This window comes from Streptomyces griseoluteus, from assembly GCF_004784465.1.
GTDB classification, from domain to species: domain Bacteria; phylum Actinomycetota; class Actinomycetes; order Streptomycetales; family Streptomycetaceae; genus Streptomyces; species Streptomyces griseoluteus.
In genome coordinates, this window is the sequence record NZ_SRRU01000009.1 from 100,377 (window position 1) to 122,001 (window position 21,625).

Annotated in this window: 19 protein-coding genes; 9 read left to right on the forward strand and 10 right to left on the reverse strand. The window is 71.7% G+C overall.

Annotated features, from left to right (window positions below; all coding sequences use genetic code 11):
* Positions 1-104: 104 nt before the first annotated feature.
* From E5082_RS23850 to E5082_RS23865, 4 genes are all read left to right on the forward strand, one after another.
* The gene (locus E5082_RS23850) at positions 105-1,355 is read left to right on the forward strand and encodes a beta-ketoacyl-[acyl-carrier-protein] synthase family protein (RefSeq protein WP_229918727.1); all 1,251 of its coding nucleotides are present in this window, start codon (positions 105-107) and stop codon (positions 1,353-1,355) included.
* Positions 1,356-1,384: 29 nt separating this feature from the next.
* The gene (locus E5082_RS23855) at positions 1,385-2,386 is read left to right on the forward strand and encodes an acyl-CoA desaturase (protein ID WP_373310001.1); all 1,002 of its coding nucleotides are present in this window, start codon (positions 1,385-1,387) and stop codon (positions 2,384-2,386) included.
* 68 nt (positions 2,387-2,454) lie between these two features.
* Positions 2,455-2,952 (forward strand): hypothetical protein, encoded by a 498-nt coding sequence (locus E5082_RS23860; protein ID WP_135793310.1) that lies wholly within the window; start codon positions 2,455-2,457, stop codon positions 2,950-2,952.
* Positions 2,953-3,046: 94 nt separating this feature from the next.
* Positions 3,047-3,517 carry an SPW repeat protein gene (locus tag E5082_RS23865; RefSeq protein WP_190045215.1) on the forward strand — a complete coding sequence of 157 codons (471 nt, stop codon included), beginning with the start codon at positions 3,047-3,049 and terminating at the stop codon, positions 3,515-3,517.
* Between the two features lie 57 nt (positions 3,518-3,574).
* Here E5082_RS23865 and E5082_RS23870 read toward each other — a convergent pair whose 3' ends face one another.
* The 7 genes from E5082_RS23870 to E5082_RS23900 form a co-directional block, all read right to left on the reverse strand.
* Positions 3,575-4,564, reverse strand: coding sequence for an aldo/keto reductase (locus E5082_RS23870; RefSeq protein ID WP_135793311.1), 990 nt, complete (start codon positions 4,562-4,564; stop codon positions 3,575-3,577).
* A 159-nt stretch (positions 4,565-4,723) separates the two neighbouring features.
* Positions 4,724-5,950 carry a cytochrome P450 family protein gene (locus tag E5082_RS23875; protein ID WP_135793312.1) on the reverse strand — a complete coding sequence of 409 codons (1,227 nt, stop codon included), beginning with the start codon at positions 5,948-5,950 and terminating at the stop codon, positions 4,724-4,726.
* Positions 5,947-7,167, reverse strand: a complete 1,221-nt coding sequence (locus tag E5082_RS23880) for a cytochrome P450 (protein WP_135793313.1) — start codon at positions 7,165-7,167, stop codon at positions 5,947-5,949. Before E5082_RS23880 ends, E5082_RS23875 begins: the two co-directional genes overlap by 4 nt.
* Positions 7,167-7,781, reverse strand: a complete 615-nt coding sequence (locus tag E5082_RS23885; RefSeq protein ID WP_373310002.1) for a GTP-binding protein — start codon at positions 7,779-7,781, stop codon at positions 7,167-7,169. The genes E5082_RS23880 and E5082_RS23885 overlap by 1 nt, the downstream gene beginning before the upstream one ends.
* Positions 7,762-8,109, reverse strand: coding sequence for a DUF742 domain-containing protein (locus tag E5082_RS23890; RefSeq protein WP_135793314.1), 348 nt, complete (start codon positions 8,107-8,109; stop codon positions 7,762-7,764). Before E5082_RS23890 ends, E5082_RS23885 begins: the two co-directional genes overlap by 20 nt.
* The gene (locus E5082_RS23895) at positions 8,106-8,513 is read right to left on the reverse strand and encodes a roadblock/LC7 domain-containing protein (RefSeq protein WP_030813062.1); all 408 of its coding nucleotides are present in this window, start codon (positions 8,511-8,513) and stop codon (positions 8,106-8,108) included. The genes E5082_RS23890 and E5082_RS23895 overlap by 4 nt, the downstream gene beginning before the upstream one ends.
* Complete coding sequence (locus E5082_RS23900) at positions 8,510-10,021, reverse strand: ATP-binding protein (protein WP_135793315.1); 1,512 nt, start codon at positions 10,019-10,021, stop codon at positions 8,510-8,512. The genes E5082_RS23895 and E5082_RS23900 overlap by 4 nt, the downstream gene beginning before the upstream one ends.
* 282 nt (positions 10,022-10,303) lie before the next feature.
* Between E5082_RS23900 and E5082_RS23905 the strand changes: the two genes are divergently transcribed.
* Both E5082_RS23905 and E5082_RS23910 read left to right on the forward strand, forming a co-directional pair.
* Positions 10,304-11,158 carry a hypothetical protein gene (locus E5082_RS23905; RefSeq protein WP_135793316.1) on the forward strand — a complete coding sequence of 285 codons (855 nt, stop codon included), beginning with the start codon at positions 10,304-10,306 and terminating at the stop codon, positions 11,156-11,158.
* 76 nt (positions 11,159-11,234) lie between these two features.
* On the forward strand, positions 11,235-14,609 hold the full coding sequence (locus E5082_RS23910) for a pyruvate carboxylase (RefSeq protein WP_135793317.1): 3,375 nt from the start codon (positions 11,235-11,237) through the stop codon (positions 14,607-14,609).
* Positions 14,610-14,668: 59 nt separating this feature from the next.
* Here E5082_RS23910 and E5082_RS23915 read toward each other — a convergent pair whose 3' ends face one another.
* From E5082_RS23915 to E5082_RS23925, 3 genes are all read right to left on the reverse strand, one after another.
* Positions 14,669-15,118, reverse strand: a complete 450-nt coding sequence (locus tag E5082_RS23915) for a hypothetical protein (RefSeq protein ID WP_135793318.1) — start codon at positions 15,116-15,118, stop codon at positions 14,669-14,671.
* A 91-nt stretch (positions 15,119-15,209) separates the two neighbouring features.
* Complete coding sequence (locus tag E5082_RS23920) at positions 15,210-15,980, reverse strand: polysaccharide lyase family 7 protein (protein ID WP_135793319.1); 771 nt, start codon at positions 15,978-15,980, stop codon at positions 15,210-15,212.
* A gap of 118 nt (positions 15,981-16,098) precedes the next feature.
* Positions 16,099-17,319 carry a carbohydrate-binding protein gene (locus E5082_RS23925; protein WP_135793320.1) on the reverse strand — a complete coding sequence of 407 codons (1,221 nt, stop codon included), beginning with the start codon at positions 17,317-17,319 and terminating at the stop codon, positions 16,099-16,101.
* 286 nt (positions 17,320-17,605) lie between these two features.
* On the opposite strand from E5082_RS23925, the gene E5082_RS23930 reads away from it, so the two are divergent.
* The 3 genes from E5082_RS23930 to E5082_RS23940 all read left to right on the forward strand — a co-directional run bounded on the left by E5082_RS23930 (position 17,606) and on the right by E5082_RS23940 (position 21,594).
* Positions 17,606-18,697 (forward strand): GNAT family N-acetyltransferase, encoded by a 1,092-nt coding sequence (locus tag E5082_RS23930; RefSeq protein WP_135793321.1) that lies wholly within the window; start codon positions 17,606-17,608, stop codon positions 18,695-18,697.
* Positions 18,698-18,897: 200 nt separating this feature from the next.
* Positions 18,898-21,054, forward strand: coding sequence for a discoidin domain-containing protein (locus E5082_RS23935; protein ID WP_135793322.1), 2,157 nt, complete (start codon positions 18,898-18,900; stop codon positions 21,052-21,054).
* Positions 21,055-21,351: 297 nt separating this feature from the next.
* Complete coding sequence (locus E5082_RS23940) at positions 21,352-21,594, forward strand: chaplin (RefSeq protein WP_244321620.1); 243 nt, start codon at positions 21,352-21,354, stop codon at positions 21,592-21,594.
* The last annotated feature ends 31 nt before the right edge of the window (positions 21,595-21,625 follow it).

A 21,625-nucleotide genomic window follows, 5' to 3' on the forward strand; every position in this document is an offset into this window, starting at 1 on the left:
ACGATCGGGCATCCGGGTGGTAGCCCGTGGCGTCCTGGGCCGAACGGGTCGTGGCGGCCGGGGGAGTACCCCACAGGTCCGGATAATCACCGCTCATGCAGCTCGTGAACGCAGGTCAAGCGACCCGGCGCGCCCCCGTGGCCGTCACCGGACTCGGACTGGTCACCCCGGCCGGCGTCGGACAGGCGGCCGCCTGGGAGGGTCTGTGCGCCGGGACCTCCACGGCCACCGCCGACCCCGGACTCGACGGCCTGCCCGTGGCGTTCTCCTGCCAGGTGCCCGACCTCGACGCGCCCCGGCTGCTCGGGCACCGGCTCAGCCGCCGGCTGGACCGTTTCACCACCTTCGCCCTGCTCGCCGCCCGCGAGGCCGTGGCCGACGCCGGGCTCACCCCCGGCGACTGGGACGGCCCGCGCATCGGCATCGTGATGGGCGTCGGCACCGGCTCCATGCAGGGCTGGCAGGCCGAGTTCGACCGGCTCGCCGCCCGCGTCGCCGACCGGGTCTCCCCGCTCGCCCTGCCGCGCAGCGTGCCCAACATGGCAGCCGCCGAGATCGCCCTCGACCTCGGTGCCACGGGTCCCAACCTGGTCGTCTCGACCGCCTGCGCCTGCGCCTCCGGCACCAGCGCCATCGGTCTCGCCCGCGACCTCCTGCTCTCCGGCGCCTGCGACCTCGTCCTGGCCGGCGGCAGCGAGTCCGCCCGGCTGCCGATGACCGCCGCCTGCTTCGCCCAGATGCGCGCCCTGTCCCGCCGCGCCGACGCCCCGCACGAGGCGTCCCGCCCCTTCGACCGCGACCGGGACGGCTTCGTGCTCGGTGAGGGCGCCGCCGTCCTCGTCCTGGAACGCACCGCCGACGCCCGCGCCCGCGCCGCGCGCCCCACCGCCCTGGTCGCCGGGTACGGCGCCTCCTGCGACGCCCACCACTTCACCTCCCCGCACCCCGGCGGGGACGGCGCCGCCCGCGCCATCCGCAGCGCCCTCCTCGACGCCGGGCTCGCCCCCGAGGACATCGACCACGTCAACGCGCACGGCACCTCCACCCCCCAGGGCGACCTCGCCGAGCACAACGCCCTCCACCAGGTCTTCCACCGCCCGCCCCCGGTGACCGCCGTCAAGGGCACCATCGGGCACGCCATCGGCGGCGCCGGTGCCATCGAGGCCGCCTGCACCGCCCTCACCCTGCGCCACCAGCTCATCCCGCCCACCGCCAACCTGCACACCCAGGACCCGGCCATCGACCTCGACGTCGTCGCCAAGGTCCCGCGTCCCACACCGATGCGCGCCGCCATCAGCAGCTCCTTCGGTTTCGGCGGCCAGAACGCCGTACTGGCCCTCACCGCCGCCGAGTAGTCCCTCCCCACCGGGCCCACCCAGCGCCGGTGCCCAGCCGAAAGGTCCCGCCCGTGCCGGAAGTCCCGGAAGCGCCGCAGATCCCGGACGCCGTACCGCCCCTCGGCCGGACGTGGTCCTGGCCGAACGCCGAGCAGATCCTCATCGGGGTCTTCGTCGCCGTCCCCTTCCTCGCGCTCCTCGCCGCCGTCCCGCTGGCCTGGCGCAACGGGCTCAGCCCGGTCGACGTCGCGCTCGCCGTCGTCTTCTACCTGGTCAGCGGGCTCGGCATCACCGTCGGGTTCCACCGGTACTTCACCCATGGCTCGTTCAAGGCCCGCCGCCCGCTGCGGATCGCGCTCGCCGTCGCGGGGAGCCTCGCCGTGCAGGGGCCGCTGTTCACCTGGGTCGCCGACCACCGCAAGCACCACCGGTACTCCGACCGCGACGGCGACCCGCACTCGCCCTGGCGGTACGGCCGCACGCCGGGCGCGCTCGCCAAGGGCATGTTCCACGCCCACCTCGGCTGGCTCTTCGACACCGGCCACGCCTCCACGGCCCAGTACGCGCCCGACCTGGAACGGGACCCGGCACTGCGGCTGGTCTCGCGGGGCTTCGGGGTCTTCGTGGTGCTCTCGCTGGCGCTGCCCGCCCTGCTCGGGCTGCTGATCACCGGGACCCGGGCGGGCGCGGCGACGGCGTTCTTCTGGGCCGGGCTGGTGCGGATCTGCCTGGTGCACCATGTGACCTGGTCCATCAACTCCATCTGCCACGCGACCGGTGCACACCCGTTCCGCAGCCGGGACCGCTCCGGCAACGTGTGGTGGCTGGCCCCGCTGTCGTTCGGCGAGTCCTGGCACAACCTCCACCACGCGGACCCGACCAGCGCCCGGCATGGTGTCCTCACCGGCCAACTGGACGCCAGCGCCCGCCTGATCCGCTGGTTCGAGGGGCTCGGCTGGGCCTACGACGTGCGCTGGCCCGACGCCGGCCGGGTGCGGGCGCGACGCCGCGAAGCCAAAGCGCCGGAATCGGGAACCGGGGCGCGATGATTGCGGTCTTAGGCACCGTCAACGACCGGGATCGGCCCGGTCGCGTGGAATACGGGGAATCGAGACACATGTCCATCCGCATTCGTACGACTCCGCTGACCGTCGTCGCCCTTGCCGGGGGCCTCGCCCTGGCCGCCGTCACCCCGGCGCTCGCGGGCACCGCCTCCACCCCGTCCCGGCCCGCCGCCGCGACCTCCGTCCAGGGCGACCCGCGCAATGTCACCCAGCGGGTCTCCGACTTCTACGGCGCCTACATCGACGCCGTATGGGACACCGAGGACCCGGCGAGCGGGGCCGGCGCCAAGGCGCTGCGCGACTTCTACCTCTCCGCCTCCGCCCGCAAGAAGGTCACCGCCTGGGAGAAGAAGAACCACGCCGACGGCATCCTCTTCGCGCAGAACGTGCCGGTGAAGTGGAAGGTCGCCTACACCGGCTCCGGCATGGGCCACGCCACCAGCAGGGTCACCCTGACCTGGAGCGACGGCAAGAACCCGGAGGTCACCCGGATCGACGTCCAGTCCGACCTGACGACGCGAAAGATCACGGATCTGAAGCCGGCGGAGTGAGTCCTGTTTCCTCGGATATGGGGTGTTTTCGGGGGTACTCGGGTCGCGTAAAATCCACATAAGGACGTGGAGCCCCTACTCAGGAGGCGCGATCATGACGGAACGAATGCACACCACGATGGAGACGCACCCGGACGTCCTGGAGATGCGGGAGCGCTTCGTGCTCGCGGAGCGGGCGGCCGCGACGCAGCAGGGCCAGGCCGTCGAGGCGATGGCCCTGATCACGGGGCTGTACATGGCGGCCTCCCCGTGGATCGTGGGCTTCAACGGCTTCACCACCCTCGCGGTGAACAACCTGATCGCGGGCGTCGCCTACGCCCTGCTGATGAGCGGCTTCGGCCACGCCTACGAGCGCACCCACGCCCGCGCCTGGGCCGCCGCCCTCATCGGTATCTGGATGATCATCGCTCCCTGGGTGGTCGCGGGCAACGTCAGCACCACCCGCACGATCACCAGCAACATCATCGCCGGAGCGGTCGGCCTGTGCCTCGCCCTCATGGCCACCGCAGCCAACCGAGCGGGCGCACGCCGGGGCAGCCGGGCGGCCGGGATGATGGGCCGCTAGCGAGACACACCGGCCGGGACCCGAAGCCGTAGGCGGGTCCCGGCCGGGAGGCATGGCTCAGAGGTTGACGGCTCGCATCCCCGCCTCGTCGTACCGTTCGCCCGAGACCTCGGGCAACTCGGCTTCGATCTGCGAGAGTTCCTCGGGGGTGAGGACGATGTCGACCGCGGCCGCGTTCTGTTCGAGGTAGGAGCGGCGCTTGGTGCCCGGGATGGGGACGATGTGGTCGCCCTGGGCGAGGACCCAGGCGAGGGCGAGCTGGGCGGGGGTGACGCCCTTCTTCTCGGCGATCTCCTTGACCTTCGCCGCGAGGCGCAGGTTGGCCTGCAGGTGCTGGTCGGTGAAGCGGGGGCTGTTGCGGCGGTAGTCGTTCTCGTCCAGCTCGTCGGGGGAGGAGAAGCGTCCGGCGAGGAAGCCGCGGCCCAGCGGGGAGTAGGCGACGAAGCCGATGCCCAGCTCGCGGCAGGTCGGCAGCACCTCCGCCTCCACGTCCCGCGACCACAACGAGTACTCGCTCTGCACGGCCGTGATCGGGTGGACCGCGTTGCCCCGGCGCAGCGTCTCCGCGCTCGCCTCGCTCAGCCCGATGTGCCCGATCTTGCCCTCGGTGACCAGCTCGGCCAGCGCGCCGACCGTCTCCTCGATCGGCACGTTCGGGTCGACCCGGTGCTGGTAGTACAGATCGATGTGGTCGGTGCCGAGCCGCTGGAGCGAGCCCTCCACCGAGCTCCGGACATGCTCGGCCGAGCCGTCCTGACGGCCCACGCTGGACATGTCGCCGGGTACCGCGTCGTCCATCCGGTAGTTGAACTTGGTGGCCAGCACGTACTCGTCGCGGTGGCCCCGGATCGCCTCGCCGACCAGGGACTCGTTGGTCAGCGGCCCGTACATCTGGGCCGTGTCCAGGAAGTCGATGCCCAGCTCACGGGCGCGCCGGATGGTCTCCACGCCCTCGTCCTGGTCCGCCGTCCCGTAGAAAGCGGACATTCCCATACAGCCCAGACCGATTGCGGAAACTTGCAGGTCACGCAGACTGCGCTGTCGCATGTGGTGTTCCAGCCTTTCGCACGCGCTCGATCGTCACGTCGGACGACTTCGGGCCCCTTCATCCATCTAGCGACGGATCTGGCCACCCGGCATCCCGTGGGGGACGCCGGGCACCGGAGCACCTGCGACGCTACGAGCTGAAGCGCGCTCGAAGTCAAGTCACCCGTTCAGGCGGACCGGGAGCTCGAACAGGTCGTTCTGCGTGACCACCGGCTTGTGGCGCAGCTCGGCCGCCGGGACCGCCAGGTCCAGGTGCGGGAAACGGGCGTACAGCGCGGGCAGCGCCACCCCCGCCTCCAGGCGGGACAGGGCGGCGCCGGGGCAGACGTGCGGGCCGTGGCCGAAGGAGATGTGCCGGTTCCTGGTCTCCCGCGTGATGTCGAACTCCCCGGCGCTCGGCCCGTGCGCCTCCTCGTCCCGGCCGAGCGCGCCGTACGACACGATCAGCGCGTCCCCGGCCGGGATCACACGGTCGCCGACCGGCACGTCCTCGGTGGCGAAGCGGATCAGCACGTGCGAGGTCGGGGTGGACCAGCGCAGCGTCTCCTCGACCACCGCCGACCAGTCCGCCTTCCCGGACAGCACCAGTTCCCGCTGTTCGGGGTGGGTGGAGAGATTGACGACCGCGTTGACGATCAGGGAGATCGTCGTCTCGTGTCCGGCGGCGATCATCAACTGGAGGGTGGCGACGATCTCCTCGTCCGTGAGGTGGTCGCCGTCCGCCGACGCGAGGATCAGCGCGCTGGTGAGGTCGTCCCCCGGCTCGGCCCGCTTCGCCGCGACGGTCGCCGCCATCATCCCGGCCAGCTCGGTCAGGGTGGCGACGACCTCGGCGGGCGGGGTCTGGGTGGAGAAGAACTTCTCGAACAGCACCTTCAGCCGGGGCAGCAGCGCCTCGTCGATGCCCATCAGCTCGGCCACCACGTACATCGGCAGCGGGTAGGTGAAGGCCGCCTTCAGGTCGACCACCCCGCCGTCCGCGGGCAGCGCGTCCAGCAGGTCCCGGGTGAGCTCGCCGATCCGCTCCCGCATCAGCTCCACCCGTCGCGGGGTGAGCGCCTGCGCCACCAGCGTGCGCATCCGCCGGTGGTCCGCGCCGTCCACGGTGAGCATCGAACGGCCCGGATTGGCCAGGCCGATCAGCGGCCAGTCCGCCGGTATCTCGCCGCGCCGCCAGGCGCCCCACACATTGATGTCCTTCACCAGGCGCGGGTCGGTCAGCAGCGCCTTGGCCTCGGCGTGCCGGGTGACGGCCCACACCGGCACCCCGCCGGGCAGTTCCACGGCCGCCAGCGGTCCGGCCGCGCGCAGGGCCGCGCTCTCGCCGTCCAGGTCGGTGACGAAGGGGTCGAGGGCGATACGGGCAATACCGGTACCGGTGGTCATCGTGACGTGCCTCCCAGGGCAGGGGTCGAAGTGAACCGCACGGGCAGCTCGGTCAGCCCGCGCAGCCACGGCGAGGGCCGGCGGGTGAGGGACCCGGCGGGCACCGCCAGGTCGATGTCCGGCAGCCGGTCGAGGACGACCTCGATGCCGGTGCGCGCGATGACCTCGGCGATCTCCTGCGCCGGGAAGGGGCAGCGGTGCTCGCCGTGCCCGAAGGAGAAGTGGGCGTTGTTGCCGCCGGTCAGCGCGGAGGCGTCGGTACGCACCTGGGGGTCGGAGTTGGCGCCCTGGAGACCGAGCAGCAGCAGGTCACCGGCGCGGACCCGGCGCCCGCCGAGGTGGGTGTCGCGCGCGGCCCAGCGGCCCGCCACGTTCTGCGTGGGCGTGTCCTCCCAGAGCACCTCGTTCATCGCCTCCGCGACACTGTTGCGGCCGCCGAACAGGGAGGCCGCGAACCGGTCGTCGGTCAGCATCAGCCGCAGCGAGTTGCCGATCCAGTCGGCGGTCGGCTGGTGCCCGGCCGCCATCATCACCATCAGGTCCTGGACGATCTCCTCGCCCGTGAATCCGCTGTCGTCCGCCAGCATCCGCGAGACCACGTCGTCGGCGGGCTTCTCGGTACGGTCGGCGACCAGCCGGGCCATGGAGGAGGCGAGATGGGACTGCCCGGCCAGGGCCCGCTCCCGGCCGTCGATCATGTCGTTGAGCGCGGTGACCAGCCCCGGCCCCTCGTCGTCCGGGAAGCCGTAGAGGTGCGCGAGGACCCGTACCGGCAGCAGGGAGGAGTACTGGGCGACCAGGTCTGCCTCGCCGGAGAGGCAGAGGGTGTCGATCAGCTCGTCCGCGAACCGCTCGGCCTGGCGGCGGAGTTCGAAGGGGTCGACCGACTCCAGCGCGTTGCTGATCATCGCGGCGCGCTGCCGGTGCCGTTCCCCGACCGTGTAGAGGATGGAGGGCTGGCGGTGCCCGATCATCGGCAGCAGCGGCCAGTCCTCCGGGATGTTCTCCCACTGGTTCCACAGCTCGGAGTCCCGGCTGAACAGCACCGGATCACCGGTCACCTGATGCAGCTCGCGGTAGCCCAGCACCAGCCAGGCCGGGATGCCGCCGTCCAGCTCCACCGGGACGACCGAGCCGTGGTCGCGCCGCATCTCCCGGTACAGGCAGGCGGGTTCGGTCTGGAAGCGGGGTCCGCCGAGCGGAACGGCCTCGGACATCACACCAGTTCCCCTCTGACCCCGGCGGCCGTGGCGTACCGGGCCTGCACATGGCGGACCAGGGTGATCAGGACCTCCTTGGCCGACTCGCGGGACCGCGCGTCGCAGTCGACGAGCGGCACGTCCGGGTCGAGGTCGAGTGCCTCGCGTACGTCCGCGCCCGCGCGCACCGGGCCGCCGAAGTCGTTGCAGGCCACGATGAACGGCGTGCCGTGGTGTTCCAGGCGGTCGATGGCGTACCAGGAGTCGTCGATGCGCCGGGTGTCGACCAGGACGACCGCGCCGAGCGTGCCGGAGAACAGCCGGTCCCACAGGAACCAGAACCGCTCCTGGCCGGGCGCGCCGAACAGATACAGCACGTTGTGCGCGTCCAGCGTGATGCGGCCGAAGTCGAAGGCGACGGTGGTGGCCGTCTTGGTGCCGACGTGCGCGATGTCGTCCACCGACTCGCCCGCCTGCGTCATCGTCTCCTCGGTGTTGAGGGGACGGATCTCGCTGACCGAGCGGACCAGCGTGGTCTTGCCGACGCCGAAGCCGCCCACGACGACGATCTTCAGACCGTTGTCGGCGGAGGCACCCAACGGGGTGCGCGCGTCAGAGATTGCGGAGTCCAACGAGCACCTGCTCCAGGATGTCGGGGTCGGTGATGGCGGGGCGGCGCGGATGACGGGCACTGACGTGGCCGGTGGCCAGCAGGTCGGACAGCAGCACCTTGGTGATGCTGACGGGCAGGCGCAGCTCGGCGGCGATCTCCACCACCGAGGTGGGGAACTCCGCCAGCCGCAGGATGGCCACGTGCTCGGACTGCATGCCGGTGGCCGCCGCCGACTCGGCGACGATCAGCGTGACCAGGTCCAGCGGGCTGCCGGCGCCGGCCCCGATCCGTCCCCGCGTGATGGTGTAGAGACGGTCGGGAGCGTCGTCCCTGCCCGGACGGCTCATGAGGAGCGGGGCGGCGCGGTCAGGTGCTCGCCGAGCTGCTCCACCAGTTCGCTCATCGTGTGGCCGACCACGCCGGGGTCCGCGTCCTCGCTGGTCACCACGGCCAGGTGGGCGCCCTCGCCGGCCTCCACGATGAACAGCACCCCGCCGTAGAACTCGGCCATCGCCGAGCGGACGCCGCCGCTGCCGTCGCCGAACTCCACGGACGCCCCGTGCGACAGCGACTGGATGCCGGCGGCGATGGCGGCCAGCTGGTCCGCCTGGTCGACGGACAACTCCGGGGTACGGCACAGCTTGAGGCCGTCGCGGGAGAGGACGAGCGCGTGCCGGGCGCCCGGAGTCTTCTCCAGCAGGCCCTCGAGGAGCCAGGTGAGCGTGTCGTCCGCGGTGGTCGGGCCGGTCATGAAGTGGTGTCGCCTTCCAGGTGCGTGTTCGGTTGCGTGGAGGGATGGGAGACAGCGGGGGTGCCGGCCGGGCCGCCTTCGCGCGGTTCCCCGGGCCGGGTGTGCGGTGCCTGGCCCTCGGGGGCCGTACCGGGGCGTACCGCGTTGCGGAAGCTGCTGAAGCGGGCCGCGCGTACCTTGGCCTCGTCGGGGCCGGGCGCGGGCCGTCCGGTGTCGTCCCGCGAGCCCGACCGGGACCGCTCGGCCTCGGCCAGCGTCCGGCCGCGCCGGCGCTTGGGCAGACCGCCCACCTCCTCGGCGGGCGGCGCGGGGGCCTCGCGCACCGGGGCGGGCGGTGCGGCGGTACGCTCGGCCTCCGGCGCGGGGGCGGCCGGGGCCGTGGGCGCCGGGCTGGTGAGGATCTCCTGCGGTACGAGCATCAGCACACCGGTGCCGCCGCGCGCCGAGGGCCGGAACGACACCTTCAGCCCGTACTTCCGGGCCAGCCTGCCGACCACCGCGAGCCCCAGCCGGGTACCGGTCAGACCGCCCAGCCCGGACACGTCACCCGTCACCGCCTTCTCGGCGCGCCGGAGTTGGACGTCGCCCATCACCAGTCCGCTGTCCTCCACGGAGACGATGACCCCGGCCGGGACCTCCTCCACATAGACATGGACCTCGGCGGTGGGCGGTGAGAAGTTCGTCGCGTTGTCCAGGAGTTCGGCGAGCGCGTGCATCACGCCCTCGGCCGCGTGCCCGGCGACGGCGACCTCGCTGACGGAGTGCACCCGAACCCGGCGGTAGCCGCCGATCCGGCCCATGGCGCCGCGCAGGATGGACTCCATCGCGATGGGCCGCGCCCATCGCCGTCCCGAACGCGCCCCGGTCAGCACGGCGATGGAGTCCGCCAGCCGGCCCGCCTGCGCGGTGCGGTGGTCCAGGTGCAGCAGGTCGGCGAGCACGTCCTCGTCGCTGTGCCGCTCCTCCATCGCCCGCAGGTCGGCCAGGGTGGCGGTGGCCAGCGCCTGCATCCGGCCCGCGGTGTTGGAGGTGGCCGACACGGCCGCCGCCCGCTCGCGCCGGGCCTTCTCCAGCTCGCCGGAGAGTCGCAGCACCTCGCGGCGCAGCCGGTCCGCCTCGCGTGCGCCCTCCTTCTCGAGGCGGGCCCGCTCGGCGCTGAACTCGGCACGCTGTGCGGCCAGTTCGTCGATGAGTCGCTGCTGCTCCCGGCGCGTCTCCTCGGTCGCCGAGGTCCGCTGCCGCTCCAGCCGTTCCACGTCGGCCAGCGCGCCCGCAAGCCGCAGCCGGGCCCGGCGGGCGGAACTACGGGCATGCGCGGCCACGGTCACCGCGACACAGAGCACGGCCGCCGCCGAACCCCCGGCCCACAGCAGCGCGTTGCGCGCCGGATGGGGGGCCACCGCCACGGCCGCGCCGAGCGCGAGCGCCGACAGGACGGCGGTCGCGGCCAGGGCGAGGGCCGGTGTACGGAGGGCTGGGCGGTCGCCGGGGGGCGTGGGCGCGGTCATCGGTCCGGTCTGGTCCTCGCGGAAGTCGGGGGGCGTCGGGAGACGAGAAACGACAAGAAACAGCGTCTTGGGTGAACCGGCGGTCACTATACGAGAGTTGATGATCAAAATGGAAAGAAAGCAGCGGCCTTCCATGAAGTGGACGTTCAAATCGTGGTGTTGGCCGCGAACCGGGCGCCGGCGGCTTATCCACCGAAGCCGTGGATCTTGACTCCCGGTTCCGGGCCCGCTGGACTTGTGACCGCCCGCCCGGGCGGGCCATCGGCGAAGGGGGAGCGGCACGTGGCGGGGGAACCGGGGGCGTGGAGCCTCCTCGTGCGCGCGGCCCGGTTCACCGGCCGCACCCTGCGCGGCGAATGGCACGCCGTCGTGGTGGACCCGGTACGCCGCCTCGCGCACCGCGGACTGTCCGGGCTGCTCCTCGCCTTCGTGGCCGCGTCCGGCGTCATCCTCTTCCACGACCTGGCCCAGCACCCCGCCGGCGCCACCTGGGTCCGGCGGCTCGGCGGCGTCACGGCCGACCTCCCCCTCTGGCTCTCCCTGCTGCGCACCCCCGTCTCGCTGTACGTCCCCGCGCTCGACCTGCCGGTGTGGGCGGGCATCACCCAGCTGTTCCTGGCCTTCGCCCTGGCCGAACTGGTCCTCGGCCGCGCCCGCACCCTGGCCATCGCCTACGTCACCACCCTGGCCGGCACCCTCACCGCCCGGCTGATGATCGAGCTGGGGCCCGGCCGGTGGGGGATCGGGCTGCCCGCCGAGTACGGAGCCGTCCTCGACACCGGCCCCTCGGCGGCCGTGGTGGGCCTGTTCACCTATCTGGCCGTGGTCCGGCGCGCCCCCGTGGTTTTCACCCTGACAGGCGGATCGATGGTGTGGGAGTCCATCGCCGTACCCAACCTCGCCGGCCGCGAGCACCTCGTCGCGGTGTCCGCCGCGATCGCCCTCGCCCTGCTGCGCGGACGCCGCCTCCGCCTGCCGTACGCCCGAAGGAACCGGGCCGGATCGATGCCCGCGCCCGCAGTCCCGTCCAGGCTTCCCGTCCCGGCCCCCCGCGCCTCGCCCGTACTCCCCACCGACTCGACGCGCGCACGTCAATGTGACGGTTTTCGCACTTCGACCGGGGCGCGCACCCCCTAGTGTTTCGGCGGAGTACGGGGGCAGTACGTGGCTGACACCATGGTGTTCGTCGCCGGCAGGCTGAAGGGAATCCCAGATGTTCCGTAAGGTGCTGGTAGCCAACCGCGGAGAGATCGCCATCCGCGCGTTCCGGGCGGGCTACGAACTCGGCGCGCGCACGGTGGCCGTCTTCCCCCATGAGGACCGCAACTCGCTGCACCGGCTCAAGGCCGACGAGGCGTACGAGATCGGCGCGCCCGGTCACCCCGTACGCGCCTATCTCTCCGTGGACGAGATCGTGAGCGCCGCCCGCCGCGCCGGTGCCGACGCCGTGTACCCCGGCTACGGCTTCCTCTCGGAGAACCCCGACCTGGCCCGCGCCTGCGAGGAGGCCGGGATCACCTTCGTCGGCCCCAGCGCCGACACCCTCGAACTCACCGGCAACAAGGCCAGCGCGGTCGCCGCCGCGCGTGCGGCCGGGGTGCCCGTGCTCGGCTCCTCCGCGCCCTCCAACGACGTGGACGAACTGGTGCGCGCCGCCGACGACATCGGGTTCCCCGTCTTCGTGAAGGCGGTCGCGGGCGGCGGCGGCCGGGGCATGCGCCGGGTCGAGGAGCCCACCCAGCTCCGCGAGTCCATCGAGGCCGCCTCCCGCGAGGCCGCGTCCGCCTTCGGCGACCCGACCGTCTTCCTGGAGAAGGCCGTCGTGGACCCCCGCCACATCGAGGTGCAGATCCTCGCCGACGGCGAGGGCAACGTGATCCACCTCTACGAGCGCGACTGCTCGCTCCAGCGCCGCCACCAGAAGGTCATCGAGCTGGCGCCCGCGCCCAACCTCGATCCCGGACTGCGGGACCGGATCTGCGCCGACGCCGTGCGCTTCGCCCGCGAGATCGGCTACCGCAACGCGGGCACCGTGGAGTTCCTCCTCGACCGGGACGGCAACCACGTCTTCATCGAGATGAACCCCCGCATCCAGGTCGAGCACACGGTCACCGAGGAGGTCACCGACGTCGACCTCGTCCAGGCCCAGATGCGCATCGCCGCCGGGGAGACCCTGGCCGACCTCGGGCTCTCCCAGGACCGGATCACCCTGCGCGGCGCCGCCCTCCAGTGCCGGATCACCACCGAGGACCCCGCCAACGGGTTCCGCCCGGACACCGGCCTGATCAGCGCGTACCGCTCGCCCGGCGGCTCCGGCATCCGGCTCGACGGCGGAACCACCCACGCCGGCACCGAGATCAGCGCCCACTTCGACTCCATGCTGGTCAAACTCACCTGCCGGGGACGGGACTTCCAGGCCGCCGTGGGCCGCGCCCGGCGCGCGGTGGCCGAGTTCCGCATCCGGGGCGTGGCCACCAATATCCCCTTCCTGCAAGCCGTGCTGGACGACCCCGACTTCCGCGCCGGACGCGTCACCACCTCGTTCATCGAGGAGCGCCCCCACCTGCTGACGTCCCGTCACTCGGCCGACCGGGGCACCAAGCTGCTCACCTACCTGGCCGACGTCACCGTCAACAAGCCGCACGGCGAGCGGCCCGAACTCCTGGACCCCGTGGCCAAGTTGCCCGCGCTCCCGGCGGGCGAGCCCCCGGCGGGCTCCCGGCAGCGGCTGGTCCACCTCGGCCCCGAGGGCTTCGCCCGCGAACTGCGCGAGTCCCCGGCGCTCGGCGTCACCGACACCACCTTCCGCGACGCCCACCAGTCGCTGCTGGCCACCCGCGTGCGCACCAAGGACCTGCTCGCGGTCGCCCCCGTCGTCGCCCGCACCCTGCCCGAACTGCTCTCCCTGGAGTGCTGGGGCGGCGCCACCTACGACGTCGCCCTGCGCTTCCTCGCCGAGGACCCGTGGGAGCGGCTGGCCGCGCTGCGCGAGGCGGTGCCCAACATCTGCCTCCAGATGCTGCTGCGCGGCCGCAACACCGTCGGCTACACCCCGTACCCCACCGAGGTCACCGACGCCTTCGTGCGGGAGGCCGCCGCCACCGGCGTCGACATCTTCCGCATCTTCGACGCGCTGAACGACGTCGACCAGATGCGGCCCGCCATCGACGCCGTGCGCGAGACCGGCACCGCCGTCGCCGAGGTCGCGCTCTGCTACACCGCCGACCTCAGTGACCCCGCCGAGCGGCTCTACACGCTCGACTACTACCTGAGGCTGGCCGAGCGGATCGTCGAGGCCGGCGCCCATGTCCTCGCCATCAAGGACATGGCCGGCCTGCTGCGGGCCCCCGCCGCCGCGAAGCTGGTCACCGCGCTGCGCGGCGAGTTCGGGCTGCCGGTGCATCTGCACACCCACGACACCGCGGGCGGCCAGCTCGCCACCTACCTCGCCGCGATCCAGGCGGGCGTCGACGCGGTGGACGGCGCGGTCGCCTCCATGGCCGGGACGACCTCGCAGCCCTCGCTCTCCGCCCTGGTCGCCGCCACCGACCACTCCGAGCGCCCCACCGGCCTCAGCCTCCACGCGGTCGAGGAGCTGGAGCCGTACTGGGAGGGCGTGCGCAAGGTCTACGCCCCCTTCGAGGCGGGCCTCGCCTCCCCGACCGGCCGGGTCTACCACCACGAGATCCCCGGCGGCCAGCTCTCCAACCTGCGCACCCAGGCCGTCGCGCTCGGCCTCGGCGACCGCTTCGAGGAGATCGAGGCGATGTACGCGGCCGCCGACCGCATCCTGGGCCGCCTGGTCAAGGTCACCCCGTCCTCCAAGGTGGTCGGCGACCTCGCCCTGCACCTGGTCGGCGCGGGCGTCTCGCCGGACGACTTCGAGGCCGACCCGGACCGCTTCGACATCCCGGACTCGGTGATCGGCTTCCTCCGCGGCGAGCTGGGCACCCCGCCCGGCGGCTGGCCGGAGCCGTTCCGGACCAAGGCGCTGCGCGGCCGCGCAGCGGCCAAGCCGGTGCGGGAGCTGTCCGCGGAGGACCGCGAGGGGCTGGAGAAGGACCCGAAGCCCACGCTGAACCGCCTGCTGTTCCCCGGCCCGACCGGCGAGTTCGACACCCACCGGCAGGCCTACGGCGACACCAGCGTCCTGGACAGCAAGTCGTTCTTCTACGGCCTGCGCCCGGCCAAGGAGTACGCCGTCGACCTGGAGCCCGGTGTGCGGCTGCTGATCGAGCTGCAGGCGATCGGTGAGGCGGACGAGCGCGGTATGCGCACGGTGATGTCCACCCTCAACGGCCAGCTCCGGCCGATCCAGGTCCGCGACCGCTCGGCAGCGACCGACGTGCCGGTGACGGAGAAGGCCGACCGCTCGAACCCCGGCCATGTGGCGGCGCCGTTCGCCGGGGTGGTGACGCTCGCGGTGGAGGAGGGCGCCGAGGTGGCGGCCGGGGAGACCGTGGCCACCATCGAGGCGATGAAGATGGAGGCGACGATCACCGCGCCGAAGGCGGGCCGGGTGTCCCGGCTGGCGATCAACCGCATCCAGCAGGTGGAGGGCGGAGACCTGCTGGTCGAGCTGGCCTGAGCCGCGCGCGTCCGCTCCGGTCCCTCATCGGGGCCGGAGCGGACGGCGTACGGGCGGGATCAGCTCCAGAGCGGATAGACCATGGTCTGCGTGAAGCCCTTCGGGCGCGCGTCGTCGTACGTCACGCTCATCCGGGTGTAGCGCTTGACGGCCGAGTTCTTCTTCCACTGGGCCGGACGGTCGAGGCGCACGGTCACGTGGTACGAGCGGAAAACGCCCTTGGCGCAGTACGGGACGCAGTTGTTGACCACGTTCACACCCTCGGCCAAGGCCGACTCCGAGTCCCACTTCACCCAGGCGAGTCCGATGAGCCTGCTGTTGCCGTCACCGCAGGCCAGGATGAAGTCGGCCGGCCGCACGTTCTTCTTGAACTCGCAGTCGACGAGGACGGGCGCGGTCCGGTGCGGCACGGAGGCCGTCGGCGGGCTGGCCGACGCCGTGGTCATCGCCGCGGTGAGCAGGGCTCCCGCAGCCAGGGTGACCGTCGTTCCCACCAGTGATCCGCGCATGGTCGCTCCCACCTGTCGTGCTGTGTCCGACCGTGTGCCGACGCTACGACCGTTCGCCCGGATGCACCACTCGCGCAGGTGGGAGCGCGGATCAGCCGTGCTGCACGGTCAGCCCGTAGAACGCGACGCGGGCGCCGTTGGTGGTCGAGTCCGAGGAGGACTGGTTGTAGGACCCGGCCTTGAAGTACTGCTTGTACGGGTTGAAGGACGAGGGGATCGGGTAGCGCGTGGTGCTGCCGTTGACGGTCAGCTCGATGGTGTTCCCGCCGGTCACGGCGATGCTGTAGGTCCAGGTCTTGCCGAGGGACACATGGCCCACCGTGTGCGGGGTCTGGCCGCCGGAGGGGGAGTTCTCGGTGCCCAGGACGATGTCGCCGTCCGCGTGGTAGTAGAGCTCCAGCAGCGGCTTGGTGGAGGAGCCGCCGGAGCCGAGGTGGATCTGTCCGACGCAGACGTTCTTGGTCACCGACACCACCCGGAGGGTCGCGTTCATCCGGTGCGTACCGCCGAGCGCCCAGTCGGCCGCGCCGCCGTCGCGGTTCATCTCGCGCAGTTCGGAGCGGGCGTAGTTCGAGTTCGGCGTGGTGACGCCCTTCTCGGGCGCCCAGAAGGTCATCGCGCCGTCGCGGGTGTCGGTGTAGAAGTACGCGTCCTGGTAGCCGTTCGCGCCGCGCAGCCGGGACGAGGAGATCGTGGTGGGGGAGCCGGGGGAGCCGACCGGCTCCTGGAGCTGCCAGACCGAGAGGTCGAAGTTGCCACCGGGCGCCACGTGCGGGTCGGCCGCGTGCGCGGTGCCGCCGAAGGCGCCGAGGGTGAGGGCGAGGCTCGCGGCCGCAGCCGTGAGAAGCCGGGAACGGATCATGTGGGGGGTCCTCCCGCCGGGCGGATGCGTTCAGCATGCTGAACACCGAACGCATCCTTGGACATCGATGACCCGTGAAGCTAAAGGTCCGGTCCAAGCCCGTCAAGGGGTCGCGCCGTCAGCAGGAGCCCTCGTCCTGCCACGGGCCCCAGTCGGAGCCGTTCGGGGTCTCGTTCTGGGTCCACCACTTGGCCTTCCAGTTGTGGTGGTTGTAGGACACCTCGTCCCCGCTGACGTACACCGCCGACGAACTCCACGCGGACTTGCAGGAGTTGCCGGGGTTCGGGGGCGTCGGGGTCGGGGTGGGCGTGGGCGTGGAGTCCGGCGGGGTGGCACCGGCGAACTTCACCGAGAACTTGGCGAAGTCCCAGGCGTTCTGCGCCACGCTGGAGCACGTGCCCGAGGTGCGGCCGCCGTTGTCGGCCGGGGTGCACTGGCGGTCCCGGTTCAGGCTCCAGAAGGTGAAGCGGTCCATGTGGTGGCCGGTGGCGAAGTCCAGCACCGTCTGGAAGTCGGCCTGGGAGAAGTACTCCCCGGTGTCGCTGCGGCCGTTCATCCCGGAGAAGCCCTCGTGCGCGTACGCCGTGGCCTCGTCCCAGCCGAAGGTGGAGCGCAGGATGCCGTTGAAGTTGGCCAGCGCGCTGGTCTGGCTGGCCGCGCCGTTGAAACCGCCGTCGAAGGGCATGATGGAGAAGTTGTTCGGGGTGAAGCCCTGGGACTTCGCCTCCAGCAGCATCTGCTTGCCGAACCAGCCGGTTCCGTCCGCCGTGCCGGCCGTGGTGACCGAGACGTACAGGCCGGGGTTGTTCTGCTGGAGGATCCTGGCCGCGCCGATCTCGTTGCGGATGGCCGCGGTGTTCTCGTACTCCGGCTCCTCCAGGTCGAAGTCGATGGCGTGCAGGCCGTACTTGGTGATGACCTGCTGGTAGGCCGCCGCGGTGGCGGCCGGGTCGGCGCAGGTCTGGCCCAGCTTGGTGCCGCCGTACCCGCCGATCGAGATGGAGACGTCACCGCCCTTGGACCGGATGGTGTTGATGACGGACTGCACGGCGGTGTCCGAGGAGACCGGCGAGGTGCCGCCCCAAGTGGGCGAGCAGCCCCCGCCGTCGGGCGCCAGCACGAACGCGAGCTGGAACGCCTTGAGGCCGGTCGCGTCCATGATGGCGGCCGCGTTCGGCGGGTCGTTGTCCGTCGGCATCAGATACGGGGCCGCCGCGTACCAGCGGTTGTCCAGTGCGCTCGTGGCACCGGACGCGCTGCCCGCGACCAGTGCCGTCGTGCCGGCCGCGGCCAGCGTGACGGCGGCCGCCGCGCCCAGACATGCCCGAAGTCGTCTCACTACGAGCCTCCAGAGGGTGGGGGATGGGGGAGTGTCAGACTCGTGGACGGTGCGCAGCTTGGTCTAGTCCAATACGCGTCTTTGGACCGGACCAAACCGTCTCTTTACCCGGCGGTAAGTGAACGCCCCTTCTGGGCAAGGCACTTGCCGACCCCGTCGATCTGTGCGGAACCGTGGCGGACCGTCCGCCCTCTGAGGCACCCTTGACGCTGTGCGTACTGTTTCGCCACGTTTGAGCGGCGGTGCGCGAGGGGGAACGATCACATGAAGGGCGGGGCGAACCACGGTGGAGATCACCATTCACAGACCCGGCGAACTGACCTCCGCGCTGCGCGGGGCCTGGCACCGGGCGATGGACGAGTCACCCGAGTACGCCAACCCCTTCCTCGCGCCGGAGTTCGCCATCGGAGTCGGCCGCCATCGCGGCGGCGTACGCATCGCGGTGCTGCGCGAGGGCGGTGAGCCGGTCGGCTTCCTCCCGTACGAGCGGGGGCCGCTCGGCACCGGCCGGGCCATCGGGCTCGGACTCTCCGACTGCCAGGCGCTCGTACACCGGCCCGGTGTCACCTGGGACGCGGCCGAACTGCTGCGGGCCTGCGGGCTCAGCATCTTCGAGTTCGACCATCTGGTGCAGGAGCAGCGGCCGTTCGCCCCGTACCTCACCGGCACCTTCGCCTCGCCGGTCATCGACGTGAAGCCCGGCGACGGCACCTACCCGGAATGGCTGCGCGCCACCTACCCCGGTCTCGCCAAGACGACCCTGAAGAAGGAGCGCCGGCTCGGCCGGGACATCGGCGAGGTGCGGTTCGTCTTCGACGAGCGTGACCCGCAGGTGCTGCGCACCCTCATGCGCTGGAAGTCGGCCCAGTACCGCCGCACCGGCCGCATGGACCGGTTCTCCCGCCCCTGGATCGTCGACCTGGTGAACCACCTCTTCCACGTCCGCGAGGAGCACTTCACCGGCGTGCTCTCCGTGCTGTACGCGGGCGACCGCCCGGTCGCCGCCCACTTCGGGCCCCGCTCCAGCACCGTCCTGGCCGCCTGGTTCACCGCCTACGACCCCGAACTGCACTACTACTCACCGGGGTTGATGATGCACTTGCGCACGGCCGAGGGTGCCGCCCGCAGCGGGGTGACCCTGGTCGACCTCGGGCGGGGCGACAAGGAGTACAAGGACTGGCTCAAGACCCGGGAACTCCGGGTCGGTGAGGGCTTCGCGTCCCGCCCGCACCCCGTCTCCGTGGCCCAGCGGGTGTGGCGCCGGCCGGTGCGCGGACTGCGCAACACCGTGCTCGCCCATCCCCAACTGCTGGCCCCCGCCGATCGGTTGCTGAAGACGGTCGGGCAACTACGCACCCAGGGGCGGCCGGGCCGCTGACCGTACAGGGCGGGGCTGTCGGGACCAAAGCACATGGTCCGGACAGTCCCGCCCTGTTGTGAACGGCCGCTGGGTGTGAACGCCCTTGTGCGTGAAGGATTTGGCTTCCGAAGGCTTGCGCCCCATTGGTTCATCCCTTAAATCAAAACATGAACTAAGTAGGGGCCGGTCTCCCGGTCCCGCAGTCGCAGGGAGCCGCAATGAGACTGAGATCCCTGGGGACAGCGCTCGCCGCCACGGCAGCACTGCTCGCCCTGCCCACCCTCCAACCCCCGGCCGTCGCCGCGACGGACGCCGCCCAGGCCGGCTGCAACACCGCCAACGCCGCGCAGGGGAGGCCCGCCACCGCCTCGTCCACCGAGAGCGCGGGCACCCCGGCCTCCGCCGCCTTCGACGGCGACACGGGCACCCGCTGGTCCAGCGCGTTCGCCGACCCGCAGTGGCTGCGCGTCGACCTCGGCTCGGTGCAGGACCTGTGCGGTATCGACCTGAACTGGGAAGCCGCCTACGGCAAGGACTTCCAGCTCCAGAGCTCGACCGACGGCACCAACTGGACGACGCTCAAGACCGTCACCGGCGGCACGGGCGGAACCGCCTCCTACGCGGTGAGCGGGTCCGGCCGGTACGTCCGCATCAACGGGACCGCGCGAGCCACCACCTACGGCTACTCGCTGTGGGAGATGGCCGTGCACACCGGCACCACCGGTGTCCCGCCGGTGCAGGGCGGCGGCGACCTCGGTCCGAACGTGATCGTCGTGGACCCGAGCACGCCGAACCTCCAGCAGAAGTTCGACAGTGTCTTCGCCAGCCAGGAGTCGAACCAGTTCGGCTCCGGCCGCTACCAGTTCCTGATGAAGCCGGGCACGTACAACAACATCAACGCCCAGCTCGGCTTCTACACCTCGGTCTCCGGCCTCGGGCTCAACCCCGACGACGTGCAGATCAACGGTGACATCACCGTCGACGCGGGCTGGTTCAACGGCAACGCCACGCAGAACTTCTGGCGTTCGGCGGAGAACCTCGCCATCCGCCCGGTCAACGGCACCGACCGCTGGGCCGTCGCCCAGGCCGCGCCGTTCCGCCGCATCCACGTCCAGGGCGGGCTCAACCTCGCGCCCAACGGCTACGGCTGGGCGTCCGGCGGCTACATCGCCGACTCGAAGATCGACGGCACGGTGGGACCGTACTCCCAGCAGCAGTGGTACACCCGTGACAGCTCGGTGGGCGGCTGGACCAACGGCGTGTGGAACATGGTCTTCAGCGGTGTGCAGGGCGCGCCCGCGACCAACTTCGACAGCGGCCCGTACACCACGCTGGACAACACCCCGGTGTCCCGCGAGAAGCCGTTCCTCTACCTCGACGGCTCCACGTACAAGGTGTTCGTGCCGGCCAAGCGCACCAACGCGCGCGGCGTGTCCTGGCCGGCCAACGCGGGGAGTTCGCTGCCGCTCGACCAGTTCTACGTGGTCAAGCCCGGCGCGACCGCGGCCACCATCAACACCGCGCTCGCCCAGGGCCTCAACCTGCTGTTCACGCCCGGTGTCTACCACCTGGACCGGGCCATCGAGGTCACCCGCGCCAACACCGTGGTCCTCGGCCTGGGTCTGGCCACCATCGTCCCGGACGGCGGCGTCGACGCCATGCACGTGGCCGACGTGGACGGCGTCAGGCTCGCCGGCTTCCTCATCGACGCGGGCAGCGCCAACTCCGATACCCTGCTGCGGATCGGCCCGGCCGGCTCCACCGCCGACCACTCGGCCAACCCCACCACCATGCAGGACGTGTTCGTCCGCATCGGCGGTGCCGGACCCGGCCTCGCCACCAACTCGGTCGTGGTCAACAGCAACAACGTGATCATCGACCACACCTGGCTGTGGCGCGCCGACCACGGCAGCGGCGTCGGCTGGGACACCAACCGCGCCGACTACGGCCTGCGGGTGAACGGCAACGACGTCCTGGCCACCGGCCTGTTCGTCGAGCACTACAACAAGTACGACGTGTACTGGGCCGGCCAGCGCGGGCGCACGATCTTCTTCCAGAACGAGAAGGCGTACGACGTGCCCAACTCCGCCGCCATCACCCATGACGGCATCGTCGGCTACGCGGCCTACAAGGTCGCCGACTCGGTCACCTCGCACGAGGCATGGGGGCTGGGCAGTTACTGCAACTTCACCACGGACTCCTCCATCGTCCAGGCGCACGGGTTCCAGGTTCCGGTGAACTCCGGGGTCAAGCTGCACGACATCCTGGTGATCTCACTCGGCGGCAAGGGTCAGTACGCCCACGTCGTCAACAACACCGGGGCTCCCACCTCGGGGTCGGACACCGTCCCGTCCAAGATCACGCAGTTCCCGTAGAACGGGTGCGCGGAGCCCGGCAGGCGGGCTTCGCGGGCCTCGCCTAGGGTGGCGTGCACGGAGGGCCGCGCGGCCCTCCGTCACGGCCCCCGGCCCGGTCAGGCGTCCGAGCGGCCGGCCGTCCACGTAACCCCTGGGCGGCCGGGCCGACTTCACCCACCGGGAGCCTGCCGCTCCCACCTCGGACGGCCCCCGGGCCGGGGGCTCTGCCGCCCGAACGGAGTAGCACGGCGGGCGCACCGCGCGGGCTGCCGCTGTGATGGAGGGGTCCCCACCCTCGATTCAGTGAGGCAACTCATGCGTATGCGCAAGCTTGCTGCGACAGCCGTTCTCGCGGGCGCCCTTGCCCTCTCCGGCGCCACTGCGGCCCAGGCGGCCGACCCGGACCCGACCACCGGTGTCGCCGCCAACAGCCCCGGCGTCGGCTCCGGCAACGTCATCCAGCTCCCGGTGGAGCTCCCGGTCAACCTGTGCGGCAACACGATCGACGTCGTGGGTCTGCTGAACCCCGCGTTCGGCAACATCTGCGCCAACGCCTGACGGCGCATGCGAAGGGTGCCGGCTCCTCCTG